The sequence below is a fragment of the Halotolerantifilum yawarlongkerapense genome, from assembly GCF_054506745.1.
The window spans coordinates 947,519-959,767 of record NZ_CP199719.1; the positions used below are offsets into that span (position 1 = coordinate 947,519).

Annotated in this window: 13 protein-coding genes; 1 reads left to right on the plus strand and 12 read right to left on the minus strand. The window is 53.4% G+C overall.

What is annotated here, in order from left to right:
* Window positions 1-2: 2 nt before the first annotated feature.
* Together ACULM0_RS04560 and ACULM0_RS04565 are read right to left on the minus strand one after the other, a co-directional pair.
* On the minus strand, window positions 3-440 hold the full coding sequence (locus ACULM0_RS04560; RefSeq protein ID WP_463679283.1) for a hypothetical protein: 438 nt from the start codon (window positions 438-440) through the stop codon (window positions 3-5).
* A 58-nt stretch (window positions 441-498) separates the two neighbouring features.
* Complete coding sequence (locus ACULM0_RS04565) at window positions 499-1,065, minus strand: TetR/AcrR family transcriptional regulator (RefSeq protein ID WP_463679284.1); 567 nt, start codon at window positions 1,063-1,065, stop codon at window positions 499-501.
* A gap of 341 nt (window positions 1,066-1,406) precedes the next feature.
* Between ACULM0_RS04565 and ACULM0_RS04570 the strand changes: the two genes are divergently transcribed.
* A complete protein-coding gene (locus ACULM0_RS04570; protein WP_463679851.1) occupies window positions 1,407-1,949 on the plus strand; it encodes an alpha-amylase family glycosyl hydrolase in 543 nt (180 codons plus the stop codon).
* A gap of 63 nt (window positions 1,950-2,012) precedes the next feature.
* Here ACULM0_RS04570 and ACULM0_RS04575 read toward each other — a convergent pair whose 3' ends face one another.
* The 10 genes from ACULM0_RS04575 to dnaG form a co-directional block, all read right to left on the minus strand.
* On the minus strand, window positions 2,013-2,366 hold the full coding sequence (locus ACULM0_RS04575) for a cupin domain-containing protein (protein ID WP_463679285.1): 354 nt from the start codon (window positions 2,364-2,366) through the stop codon (window positions 2,013-2,015).
* Between the two features lie 71 nt (window positions 2,367-2,437).
* Window positions 2,438-3,154 (minus strand): Type 1 glutamine amidotransferase-like domain-containing protein, encoded by a 717-nt coding sequence (locus ACULM0_RS04580; protein ID WP_463679286.1) that lies wholly within the window; start codon window positions 3,152-3,154, stop codon window positions 2,438-2,440.
* Entirely contained in the window at window positions 3,147-3,728 is a 582-nt protein-coding gene (locus ACULM0_RS04585; protein ID WP_463679287.1) for a class I SAM-dependent methyltransferase, read from the minus strand. The genes ACULM0_RS04580 and ACULM0_RS04585 overlap by 8 nt, the downstream gene beginning before the upstream one ends.
* A 12-nt stretch (window positions 3,729-3,740) precedes the next feature.
* A complete protein-coding gene (locus tag ACULM0_RS04590) occupies window positions 3,741-4,409 on the minus strand; it encodes a 5'-methylthioadenosine/adenosylhomocysteine nucleosidase (RefSeq protein ID WP_463679288.1) in 669 nt (222 codons plus the stop codon).
* Complete coding sequence (locus ACULM0_RS04595) at window positions 4,406-5,767, minus strand: M28 family metallopeptidase (protein ID WP_463679289.1); 1,362 nt, start codon at window positions 5,765-5,767, stop codon at window positions 4,406-4,408. Before ACULM0_RS04595 ends, ACULM0_RS04590 begins: the two co-directional genes overlap by 4 nt.
* Before the next feature lie 133 nt (window positions 5,768-5,900).
* Complete coding sequence (locus ACULM0_RS04600; RefSeq protein WP_463679290.1) at window positions 5,901-7,349, minus strand: hypothetical protein; 1,449 nt, start codon at window positions 7,347-7,349, stop codon at window positions 5,901-5,903.
* A gap of 79 nt (window positions 7,350-7,428) precedes the next feature.
* Complete coding sequence (locus ACULM0_RS04605) at window positions 7,429-8,547, minus strand: Nif3-like dinuclear metal center hexameric protein (RefSeq protein WP_463679291.1); 1,119 nt, start codon at window positions 8,545-8,547, stop codon at window positions 7,429-7,431.
* Window positions 8,523-9,209: a tRNA (adenine(22)-N(1))-methyltransferase gene (locus ACULM0_RS04610; protein WP_463679292.1), complete on the minus strand. Its 687-nt coding sequence runs from the start codon at window positions 9,207-9,209 to the stop codon at window positions 8,523-8,525. The genes ACULM0_RS04605 and ACULM0_RS04610 overlap by 25 nt, the downstream gene beginning before the upstream one ends.
* A gap of 52 nt (window positions 9,210-9,261) precedes the next feature.
* On the minus strand, window positions 9,262-10,368 hold the full coding sequence (gene rpoD, locus ACULM0_RS04615) for an RNA polymerase sigma factor RpoD (protein WP_463679293.1): 1,107 nt from the start codon (window positions 10,366-10,368) through the stop codon (window positions 9,262-9,264).
* Window positions 10,361-12,214, minus strand: a complete 1,854-nt coding sequence (dnaG, locus tag ACULM0_RS04620) for a DNA primase (protein WP_463679294.1) — start codon at window positions 12,212-12,214, stop codon at window positions 10,361-10,363. The genes rpoD and dnaG overlap by 8 nt, the downstream gene beginning before the upstream one ends.
* Window positions 12,215-12,249 lie beyond the last annotated feature (35 nt).

The following is a 12,249-nucleotide window of genomic DNA, read 5'->3' on the forward strand; positions in this document are numbered from 1 at the left end:
TTTTAAGTGTTTTTAATGCCCTCCAGGAGCAGGGTGTAGATTTCTCCGGCTTCAAGCCATTCCTGTCTTTGCTCTTCCGAAAGGGTGATGAACCCCTGTAAAAAGACGAGAAAATAGTTCAAGAGCAGTTCAACTGGCATCTGCCGGATTTCACCTCGGACCATCCCCTGCTTGATCATCACCCGCCAAGGTTGCACGACCCCTTCATTGAACCCCTGTTCGGAGAGAGCCGTGTCCGTTGTTTCTGGATTCAGCGCCAGATCAAGGAAGACCCGGTCGAAGGCTTCGCAGTGTCTGGACCGGACCCCGCAGTAGACGTCAATACACCGGATCAACTTCTGCTCAAAAGTCAGGGTTGCATCTAACTGGACCGAGGCGACGCTTTTAAGCTCCCTTTCAATCGAGCTATAGGCTCTATTTACCATTTTTGAATCCTTCATCTCCACACCCCTTTGCATCGAGTGAGCGCTCATTCTATTCTGGCCTGTGAAAATGGGATCATGCGATCCCATTGAAAACGATATCGAGTAGCGTATCACTGAGCTCTGCCGGCGCCATACCCCCGTCGAGCATGGTACCGTAGAGTGGAATCATCAGGTGCATCGAGAGAAGTGTGCTCGTCACCAGCGAATCGGGTACCTCCCGAATCTCTCCATTGTTCAGTGCGTGAGAAACCAAAGAGGTGTAGATCGTCTGTAATTTCTCCCGATAGATACGTCGTGATTTTAACGTGTGTCCCTCGTGGGCAGTGTTCATCTCCGTCAGCAAGAGACGTGAACGCGATGCGTCGGAGAGATAGGCCTCCATCTCATACTGCAAGAGTCGCCTGCATTTCTCTCGAAAAGCGATGCGTGGATCTGACATCTGGACAAAAATCTCGGCGCGATCCTGCATTTCCTTTTCAAAGATATAGTCAAGTATATCATATTTCGTTCTGAAATAATTGTAGATTGTCCCCACCGATGTCTGGCTAGCGTGCACCAGGTCATCGATCGACGTGTAGGAAAAACCCTTCTTTGCAAAAAGCACCACTGCATGCGAATAAATGACCTCTTTCTTGCTCATCGATCCAACCCCTTCGGTCCAGCACTGCTAGAAAATGTCTCTCTATTTCCATGATAATACAATTGCAAAGGTTCCACAACAACCTTTTGCTGGACGGATCATTTCCGGTACACGCTGACTGCTCTGCAAGCATGAATGCGGCAGGCTCCTTGCACCAATTTTTGTGTGGATGACAATTTCACCCCCGCGGTCTATGATCTCTACGAGCTAAAGCTCATCCTCGAAAAATGGCACGCTGGTATGGAAGGCGAGGCGTGTCCCTGGTTCCTCAATAACCACGACCTACCCCGTCTGCTCAGCAGCTGGGGAGACAAGGGCGCCTTCATCTATCAGGGCGAGGAATCGGGATGATCAACGTGGCCTTCGGGCGCATCGAGGACTACAACGACGTGGAGACCTGCAACCGCTACCGGGGTTTTCTCTCCGACGGGCTCAACGAAAAAGAGGCCCTCGAGCTCATCCACATCGGCAGCAGGGATCACGCGATAACGCTCATGCAGTGGTCTGACGCACCACAAGCCGGATTTTCCACCGGCACACCATGGCTCGGTGTCAATCCCAGTTACAAGACGATCCATGTCGCGGCCGACCTTGCCGAACCCGAGGGTATCGATCACTTTTACCAGCGCTTAATCGCGCTGAAGCAAGAAGAACCCACATTGATCCACGGTCGCTTTGAACTCGCTCCTTCCGTCCGCCGCCTCTTGCTGCCCGCCGTCTGCAAGAAGACCGCGAGCTCCTCTGCCTGTAGAATTTCTAAAAAGAGACCGCCACCACCGCCTTCCCGGGAGATCGAGAGGGATTTTAGGTGCTCGAGCAAAACATGGACATGGATCTACATCACGCTTCCTCCCTTTGCGGCCCTGTGGCTCAAAAGGAACTGATTTCGAAGAAAAAAAGCCTCCGATCGCTCGGAGGCTTTTTTCTATGCAAGGTTATGCGTTTTCTTATACTTCTTTGATTTCATCGGCGTAGATCTTCGGAGCGGGTCTCGGTGCCAGCACCACGAAAACAGACATGTCCTCGTCACCATCATTGATCAACTGGAACATCTCCTCACCCTTGGTGTGGATAACGTCCCCGGTCTCCACCGCGTAGGTTTCTCCCTCGACCTTGAGGGTGCCTTTTCCGTTTAACACATGGAGGATCAGGTCGCTCGACTCATGGGTATGTGGGGGGAGCTCCTGCCCGGGACGGAAGTTCAGGACAAAATTCAGTACTTTCTCCTCGTTAAAAAGCAAGCGCTTGGTAAAGGTCTGGTCATTGTATGCGATACGTTCTGCAATCTTCTCAAGTTTCATATGAATCTCCTCTCATTTCCTTTTGATGGTTTTAGTGTACCAGCAATCGGGACCAGGAGATGTGACCTATATCAAATACCCAGCACATTTTTAAAAAGTTCTTCAGAAAAAGGAATCATCGCGCGCTGGTCACCATCGATGGGCAGCAAATAGGCCATGGCATGCTCGCGGCTCTGCACCAACTGGAGCCGATCCCCATCGATTACAATCGCCGCATGGTCCTCGATACCCACTCCTACCTCGTCGGTGCTCCTTAGCGCCACCATATAATCCTTCTGACGCTCCGGATCATTGAAGTGGGGGCACACGTATCCCTTGAATAAGCCGATCCCTGTCACGGCATCGTAGGCGCGTTCCACTTCGCTCACGTCACAATGGGCCCTTTCAAACCACCAAATGGCACCTGCGCTGATGCCCACCAGCACTTTGTTCGTTTCCCGGTAGATGCGTAGTAATTCTGCATCTAGGCCGTAAGCCCGCCAAAGGGCCAGCATCCGCCGGGTCTTCCCGCCACCGATGTAGATGATCTGTGCCCAGTCCAGGGCCCGCCTCATGTCCTCGACGCTGGGACCGTGGCGGATAATCTCGAGAGTACGCACATCGCAACCCAACTGCTCTCCATAGAGAGTGTGAAAGGCCTCGATCCCATCTTCTCGATCCATACTGGCCGTCGGTATGAAGAGGACCGTGGGATGCTCGTGTCCCGACATCTCGACCACATGCCGGTCGATGCTCAGGGTCTCTCCACCCGCCGGCTGTCCACCACCGATCAGTGCCAGTCTACCCACGATCGGATCCTTTCATGCGGATTTTGAGTCCGTAGAGCGAATCACCTATTTCAAAACGCTCGACGCTCTCCAACCCGTAGGTCTCGAGTAAATTGATCACATGGTCGGCTTCGATCCGGTGCTTCACCGGCGGTCCTTGTTTTGTCTCTGCCTTGATGAAATCCACGATACCGAGCCGTCCACCGGAACAGAGGGCGCGCATCATCTCGGCAATATAATCCTCAAGCACAGGGACCTCATGGAGCACATTGACCACCAGGATGAAATTCACCGACCCATCCGGCAGGGAAATGGCTTTGGGATCTGTATGATGGATAATCAGATTGTCGATTCCCAGCGCCTCTTTTTCCCTCGTGATCTCATTGATCATCTCTTCCGAGATATCGAAAGCATGGACCTCCTTGGCGATTCCAGCGGCGGGGATTGAAAAATAACCGATACCACAACCCAGATCAGCCATCCGATCACCAGGCTCTAGCCCAAGTCGCTTCAGCGTTTTCTCCGGTGGCATCGTCCTTCGTCTTTCCGGATTGTCCAGCTTTGCTCTCTTCTTCGGGTCAAATAAATAGGACATGGTGCTCCTCCTCTACTGTACAATCGTTTGTATACAATCGAACAAAATCTGAGCGGCACGTTCTACCGCAGCACGTTCGGTACGCTCATAGGTCTCCTTCGCGCGTTCATCTGCGAAATCTGAGATTGCTCGGATTGACAAGAATGGCACCCCGTGGATGTAGGCGGTCTGAGCCACGGCAGCCCCTTCCATTTCCACGCAGAGCGGATCGAATCGATCCATGATCCGTTCACGGTCTACACTGCCGCGGATAAATCCTTCGCCGGATACGATCCGACCGAAGGACACACCTGCCACTGTGCTCTGGATGGTACGGAGCAAACGCTCGTCAGCAGGATATATCGATCGGTAGGGGAAAAATGTATCCTGCTGCTTTCGGCTCACATCGTGATGCACGAGTTCCGTGGCCACCACCACATCAAGCAGAGCAAGTTCGCGTCCAAGTCCACCGGCGACACCGACGTTCACGATCACATCCGGTGACTCGGTAAGAATGAGCAGTTGGGTGGCCAGTGCTGCATTGACCTTGCCCACGCTACTGGTCATCACTATCCATTGATTACCCTGAAAATGACCTTCGCAAAAAGAAAAGCCCCTGAGTGCAGAGGCTTTTTTCTGTTCGCATCGGTCCACGATCGGTGCTGCTTCGACGTCAAGTGCACAGATGATACCGATCTTCATGGGTTGATTCCTCCCGTTTCTCTTGCGTAGGTCACGAGCAGGTCCACGATGGAGGCCAGTCGCTCGGGATCCACCGCCCGATCCGGCGTATCGTAGACACTGTGCAGGTAAGAAAAATCATCGTGGATCAACGTAACCGCTACCGCTTCGGTCCCAGCGAAAGAATGGTGGTCCGATGCATAATCCTTACTCAAATCATACGCTATATCCAGCTCCTTGGCAAGGTCCCTGAGCGCCTTCTTGAGTTCGACCGCATCGTTCGAAGCCACCAATATCTTGAGCGGTACTTCGCCGGAGGACCCCACCATATCCAGGTTCACGACCTCAGTTCCCCCGGTCAGGGGGATCGGCGGATGGGTAGCGAAATACCGCGACCCCGTGAGAGACTCCTCTTCACCGTTGAAGGCAGTAAAAATCACCGGACGGTCCAAACGCTCACCCGAGAGGACACGTGCCGTTTCGAGCAAAGCGCCAATACCCGAGGCATTGTCCAGCGCACCGGGTTGGTAGGAACCGTCACCGTTGGCCCCCACGTGGTCGAGATGGGCCGAAATGATCAGCGGCGGTGGCCCATCTAGGTCTCCCAGATAGCCGATGATATTGGCCGTCTCTACCTCGACAAGACGATCATCGGCCGATAGGGTCAAGCGTTCCTCCGCCTTTGTCACCAGCACCTCGTAGGTTTCCGGGCTGATGTAGGCAACGAAGGGTCCCATCTCATCGAAATAATCGGTATAGCCGAGGCTTTTGCTCACGGGATAGGTGTCGAGCACCCGATGGTCAAGACCCACCAAGATGGCCTCGTAACCGTGATCTTCAGCGATCAGGCTATTGATCTCGGTGATCGTGGACAGCGTCTCTCCGAGCGCCGGATGGATCACCAAGACGCGGTCCCCGCCGCCAGTGGCCTGCTTCATCTCCTCGCGCGTCGTCGCAAACACCATCTCTCCGCTCCGCTCACCCTGCAGGGCTGATCCTGTGAAGAGGGTCCTGAAACGAAAGTCCTTCAGATGCTCAAAGGTCTCACCAGAGGCAAGTGCCATCACAGGTGGTGAGAGGCGGTGGACCACTTCCTGTTCGTAGAGCTGACGATAGGCTTCCATTCCATCAAAGGACTGCAGCCCGTACTCAGCGAAGAGACCACCGATGTAATCCATGGCCCGCTCGTTTCCCTCGGTTCCGGTCAGACGACCGGCATAGGCCTCTTCCGCCAGTTCCACCACGTGCCCGTAGGCCACCGCACTATCGATCGCCACCGCTTCAACGGTCTCATTGACCACCGGCTCCTCTTGAACAGACACCGGTGTGCATCCGGCGAGCAACAAGAGCACCAACAACCATCCCATGATCCTACGCATACAAATCACCCTTCCTTTGCACTAGCATAGCAGAAAAGTCGTCGGAATTCTTTTAACTTTTCGACAAAAAGAGGGCCCGATTCCTCGGGCCCCTTGAGCGGGAGATTAGAGATCAGCCTCTGTGGCTTAATCGTTAGTTGACGTAATCCTCAGTGTTTTCCATATAATCGTTATAATCGAACCAGATCAGATAGTCTCTATCGAGCAGGATCTGGCCTGCAGCGATCATATCTTCTAGGTCCTCGATTTCTGCCGCATCGTCGTCTTCATCGAGCAAATCGATTTCATCCTGTAGCGCATCCATGCGCGCTTGGATATCGTCGAGCGCTGCTTGCCCAACGATGACGCTATCTTCAAAGCGATCGATCATTGCTTCCACATCAACAATTGCCTCACGGAAATCGTCAGCTGTTGCATCTTCATCATTGAGCAATACAAAGATTCTAAAGTACTTTTTCATCAGGCTGTTTTGTAAACCTTTTGGGTAGTCGCCCTCTTCTTCGCCGTAGTCAGCTTCAGTCACCAACGTGTACAGTGTATCAAGAGCTTCTTCAAGTTCTTCGCGATACATATTGCTGTAGTCGATGAAGTCTTCCGATCGTTCGATCAGATCTTTGAACTCCTCAAGCGTGAGCTCTTCATCTGCAATGAAACCTTCGATATCTTCAATCAGCTCTTCTAGGTCATCTGAAGGATCATCAATCTCTTTGAGATCTGCAAGCAAGAGTCCAAGTTCTTCGATTGCAGACTCACCCAGAATCTCACTGTTGAGATAGGCTTCAAGGGCTGCCTTCAGATCGTCGATTGCTCCTTGGATATCTTCTTCATCCTCTTCAGTGAAAGGTTGGTCGTCTTCATCGTCCAGAGCGTCGAGAACAGCCTCGGCATCTTCGATCTCATCTTCCAATGCTTCGCCAAGATCTTCATCGAATTCTCCAACGTCTGTTCCGTAGTCGTCTTCATCAAGGGCATCTTCAGCTTTATCGATCCAAGCCGCTAGCTTCTCGAGAAGACTCATTTCGGGCGCATTCATCTCACGCTCTGCAAGACCAGGAGGTAAGATTTCTCGCTTGGCCAGTCCATAGGGAAGCTCTGTGCGCTTGGCAAGACCAAAGGGCATCTGCTTGAACTTCTCTTCTAATCGGTGACGACGTGTGTACGTATTCTCATTGCGGAACTTATTCTCGTCGTCGTTGTCTTCGTCTTCTTCTTCTTCGTCTGCTTCGAAAACATCTTCATCATCATAGACCATACCTGACATTGCATCCACATAGTACTCATACTCTTCGTCTTCTGTTTCGAACTCAATCTCATAGAATAGATTGCCGTCTTTCTCTTTGAGTTTGATCTCGAGCTCGTCGACATCTTCTTCGTCGACTTCGGCTTCAACTAAAGCGTTTCCGATTGCTTCCTCTTCATCGATCTCCACTTCCACGTCGTCGACATCCACTTCCACTTCCACTTTCCAGCTTTTGTCCTGACCGCGTCCCTGACCGGGAATGTTCGTGTCTGCAAAGGTCACGGAAACCGCGAAGACCAGTACAAGGGTTAAAACCAGTGTTCTTGTTAAGTTTCTTTTCATAGAAAAATCATCCTTTCTGCCTGTTTTCACTATATCATACGGGCATCAGGATGATTTAGGGTCTTTTTTTGAGATTTTCTTAAAAAAACTTCAGCACATCGGTCTCAACAGTGGAAACAGCCAGGGCTACCTCATAATGCTTCTCTTCAAAGCGCCTTTCCAAGATCTTTCTGAGTTCTTCTCTCATGAGGTGCTCCGTGGCAAAATGCCCTGCGTCGACCACATTGAGATGCAGCTGTTGGGCCCTTTGGGCCTCGTGATACTTCACATCACCCGTGAGGAGCACATCGGCACCGGAGCCCGCCGCAAGCGGGATCAGATCGGCCCCTGCTCCTGTACAAAGGGCCACTTTTCGGATGGGACGATCTCGTCCCTCGACGAACCGCAGGTGGTCGATCCCCAGGTTCATCTTCACATGGGACAGAAATGCCTCCCGCTCCATCGGCTCAGGCAGCACACCCAGAAGTCCTAGTCCCCAGGACGCTCCCTCGAGCACAAGAGCGATCAAATCGTAGGCCACCTCTTCATAAGGATGTGCGTCTTTTACCGCAGCGATCACCGCATCGAGAAGATGCACAGCGACGATGGCCTCTACGCGGGCCTCCTCCACCAAGCTCATCACTCCCACCTGGCCGATGTGAGGCTGTGCTCCCTCCTGAGGACGAAAGGTACCGTGGCCCTCGACCGTGAAGGTGCACCCCTCGTAATCGCCAAGGCGTCCTGCACCCGCATCGACCATGGCCTCTCGCACCGCCTCTGCGTGGGTGAGCGGTACGTAGACGATCAGTTTCTGGAAGCGATCGCTCCCTTCCACAGAGAGCACCTGCCGCTCCGCTAGTCCCAGCTTCTCGAAGAGAAAATCATTCGTCCCACCCTCAGTGACATCCATATTCGTGTGGGCCGCATACAGGGCAATCCGGTTCTCGATCAAACGCAGGACCATGGCGCCCCCCATCGTCTCAGTCGTCACACTGGACAGGGGTTTGAAGATCAAAGGATGGTGGGTGATGATCATATCGGCTCCCTGTTCGATTGCCTCGTCGATCACCGCATCGTTAACCTCCAACGCAATTAAAATCCGGTCCACACGCCCATCGGGGTTGCCCACCTGAAAGCCCACGTTGTCCCAGCTTGCCGCGCGCTGTGGCGGATAGAGCTCTGCCATCACCTTGGCTATCTTTTGTCCATTGACAAACATGCCTTCGCCTCCTTGTACTTCTCGAGCTTGCCCTCGAAACGCCTGCGCGTTTCCATGTCTTTCGACCGTTCGAGCGAACGCAGGATCCGTTCGATCTTCTCGATGCGATGCGAGAGAAAGGCACGCGTCAAGGCATCGTCCTTCAATAGGAAACGGCCGAGCTCATCATCAAAGGTCTGGTGCGGCGTCCCCGACGTAGGTTCCGCCGCTATAATCTCATAAAACTTTTCCCCTTCTCTCGCCAGGGTCTCATCCACGATCTCGTAACCATGGGTCACCAGATACTGCCTCAGTTCGGCCTGGGCGTTCATCGGTTGGAGGACCAACCGTCTGGCGCTCCTGGCCACCTCCACCCCGGTCTCTAAGATCCCGGCGATGAGCAGCCCCCCCATACCCGCGACGGCAATGGTGTCGGCCTCTCCCGGTGCGATGGAGGCTAGCCCATCTCCGATCCGCGCGTCAATCTGATCCGCGTAGCCCTTTTCTCTGGCATTGGCCACCGCTGACTCGAGGGGCCCTTGGTTCAGATCACTGGCTACAGCCCACTCGATCCTTCCGCTCTCGAGAAGGGCGATAGGCAGGTACGCATGATCCGTTCCGATATCCGCAAGACGCTTTCCCACCACATGCAGGGCAACGGCCTGCAACCGTTCGGTCAACACGTCCGACCACTCCTTTCTTCCCCCTTGGAAAAAAGACCCTGCTCTCGCGGGTCTATTCCAGGTAATCTTTCAATTTCTTGCTGCGGGAAGGGTGCTTTAGCTTGCGAAGCGCCTTGGCTTCGATCTGCCGGATACGCTCGCGCGTCACGTCAAATTTCTTGCCCACTTCCTCTAGTGTTCTGGCCCGACCATCCTCTAGGCCGAAGCGTAGTTTGAGTACCTTCTGCTCCCTCGGTGTCAGCGTATCGAGCACCTCGATGAGCTGCTCCTTGAGCATGGAGAACGCCGCCGCATCGGCCGGGGCCGGTGCATCGTTGTCCGGGATGAAATCCCCAAGATGGGAATCCTCTTCCTCACCGATGGGTGTTTCCAGAGAAACCGGCTCTTGGGCGATCTTCAAAATCTCCCTCACTTTTTCCGTGGGAATATCCATTTCCTCGGCAATCTCCTCCGGCTTGGGCTCGCGGCCGAGATCCTGAAGCAATTGTCGCTGGATGCGGATCAACTTGTTGATCGTCTCCACCATATGCACGGGGATACGGATCGTACGCGCCTGATCGGCAATGGCCCTCGTGATGGCCTGTCGGATCCACCAGGTGGCATAGGTTGAGAACTTGTATCCTTTTCTCCAGTCGAACTTCTCAACGGCCTTGATCAGACCCAGGTTTCCCTCTTGGATCAGGTCGAGGAACAACATACCTCTACCGACATACCGCTTGGCGATACTGACCACTAGGCGCAGGTTGGCTTCGCAGAGCTTCTGCTTCGCATACTCCTCGCCAGCCTCCATCCGCTTGGCCAAGTCCACCTCTTCCTCTGCCGTGAGCAGTGGTACCTTTCCGATTTCCTTGAGGTACATCCGAACCGGGTCGTCGGTGCTGACCCCTTTGGGCACAGCGATCTCCGCACTGCTGTCGTCCTTGTCGTCCTTGTCTTCTTTCCCATCGGACTCATCGTCGTCCTGAGCGTCTTTCTCTTTCTCCGTCATGATGTCGATTCCCTCCGATGCAAGCGCATCGTAGATATCATCCATCTGATCCGAATCCAGGTCCACCTCATCCAACAACTTCTCGATTTGGGAATAAGTCAATACGCCGGTCTTTTTGCCTTCTTTCAGCAATTCAACCACGATTTTTTTCGCATCTGGCTTGCTACTCAATTGACCTTCCTCCTTTCCAATGCTCCAGGTGTCTTTCTGCTTTATATTTCTTCTGCTTGAGTGCAGTTTCTCGCACAAACAATGATTGGATACTCTCGGCTAGGGCGGTGTCTTCCGGTCGTTTCTTCTTCAGCGCTTCGTACCGCTGCCGTTCACCCTGGATCTCGATAATCTCTTCCTTCGTCCGCTCGATCTCCAAGCGCTTCATCAAAAGCACCAGTTGGTAGTCATCCTCCGACAACTCGACCTCTTCCTTCAAGAAGGGTTCGATCCGCTGTAGGATCTCTAAATCGAAGAGTTCGGACAGCGCTTCAATGGTGATGACCTTTCCCCGTGTGTAAAAATCATGCAGGGACAAGATCACGCTTCGGATTTCGGCGTCAGCGATAAGCCCCAGATCGTAGGTCGAGAGCAACTCCTCGTAAAGCCGGCGATCGTGCAAACACAGGGTCAAAACTTTCTCCTCCAGCTTCTGCCGAGGTGTCTTTCTGGGTTTTACCCGCTGCTGCCCAGGAGGTTCTGCTTCATTTATACCCCTCGGCCTGTTGTCGAACACAGGTGCATGACCGTAAATCTCTCGAAATAACACCCCGACGCCTAGATTCGTCCGTTCGGCCAGGGCATCGACGTATAGTTTCTTCTCGATCTCATGACCGAGCGCCTTAAAATACGGCTTGAGCTTCTCTAGATAGTCCACGAGATCCGTCTCATCCTTCAACTCCGTCTCAGACAAGAACCGATCCATCAGATAAATCATATAGGGTGGCGCCGCCTCCAGCCGCACCGTGAAAGCCTGCAGACCTTCTTCTCTGACAACATCGTCCGGGTCCTTGCCCTTCGGCAGCACGAGCACCTTGATCTTCGGCACATGGCTCCGTAGGATCTCTATCCCCCGCAGGGCGGCCTTCTGTCCGGCCTCATCCCCATCGTATGCCAAGATGACCTCATCGGCATACCGTTTGATCAAGCGGCCGTGCCCTTCCGTGAGCGCAGTCCCCAACGTGGCCACGACGTTTCTCACCCCTGCCTGGTGCAGGCCGATCACATCCATATACCCCTCCGTGATCACGAGGCGCCTGTCGCGCAGGTGGTCTTTTGCGATATTCAAACCATAGAGGGTTCTTCCTTTATCGAACACAGGCGTCTCCGGCGAATTCAGGTACTTGGGCACATCATCACCCATCACCCGTCCACCGAAGCCTAAAATTCTCCCCCGTACGTCGATGATCGGGAACATCAAGCGATCTCTGAACCGATCGTAGGGTCGGTCGTTCTTCCCCTCGAGCACAAGTCCCGATCCGAGCACAGCCTCGCGGTCATACCGTTTCAACAGCTGGTCCGTCATGAACTGCCAACCGGCTGGCGCATACCCGAGACCAAATCGCTTGGCCACATCGGGTGCGATGCCCCGTTTCTTTAAGTAGGCGAGGGCCTCCGGACTTTTTGCCAGCGCCTTGTAGAAAGCGATTGCCGCCTCCCGGTTCATCTGGAAGATCAGACCGCGTAATTTCTGTAGCTTATCATCTTCCGGCGAGCGCTTCTCCCGGTAATCGTCCATGTTCAATCCGGCACGCTCGGCCAAGATCCCCAGGGCATCCTTGAAATCCACATGCTCAAGACCCATGACCAGATTGAAAACGTCTCCCCCAACGCCGCAGCCAAAACAGTGGTAGAGCTGCTTGTCCTCGGAGACCATAAAGGAAGGACTCTTTTCCTGGTGAAAGGGACAGAGCCCCTTGTAGTTGCTACCTGACTTTTTCAGTTGTACGTAGGACGAGGCCACATCGACCAGGTTCAATCGATCCAAAATGTCCTGTGTCAATCTATTGTCGTATGACTTTGGCATAGTGGCTCCTTTCGCCGCACATTATTCTTTTATAT

What these genes read in the sequence shown, in the direction of transcription:
- ACULM0_RS04560 (WP_463679283.1), bottom strand. Translation starts at nt 440, where the DNA reads ATGAAGGATTCAAAAATGGTAAATAGAGCCTATAGCTCGATTGAAAGG.
- ACULM0_RS04565 (WP_463679284.1), bottom strand. Translation starts at nt 1,065, where the DNA reads ATGAGCAAGAAAGAGGTCATTTATTCGCATGCAGTGGTGCTTTTTGCA.
- ACULM0_RS04575 (WP_463679285.1), bottom strand. Translation starts at nt 2,366, where the DNA reads ATGAAACTTGAGAAGATTGCAGAACGTATCGCATACAATGACCAGACC.
- ACULM0_RS04585 (WP_463679287.1), bottom strand. Translation starts at nt 3,728, where the DNA reads ATGTCCTATTTATTTGACCCGAAGAAGAGAGCAAAGCTGGACAATCCG.
- ACULM0_RS04590 (WP_463679288.1), bottom strand. Translation starts at nt 4,409, where the DNA reads ATGAAGATCGGTATCATCTGTGCACTTGACGTCGAAGCAGCACCGATC.
- ACULM0_RS04595 (WP_463679289.1), bottom strand. Translation starts at nt 5,767, where the DNA reads ATGCGTAGGATCATGGGATGGTTGTTGGTGCTCTTGTTGCTCGCCGGA.
- ACULM0_RS04600 (WP_463679290.1), bottom strand. Translation starts at nt 7,349, where the DNA reads ATGAAAAGAAACTTAACAAGAACACTGGTTTTAACCCTTGTACTGGTC.
- ACULM0_RS04605 (WP_463679291.1), bottom strand. Translation starts at nt 8,547, where the DNA reads ATGTTTGTCAATGGACAAAAGATAGCCAAGGTGATGGCAGAGCTCTAT.
- dnaG (WP_463679294.1), bottom strand. Translation starts at nt 12,214, where the DNA reads ATGCCAAAGTCATACGACAATAGATTGACACAGGACATTTTGGATCGA.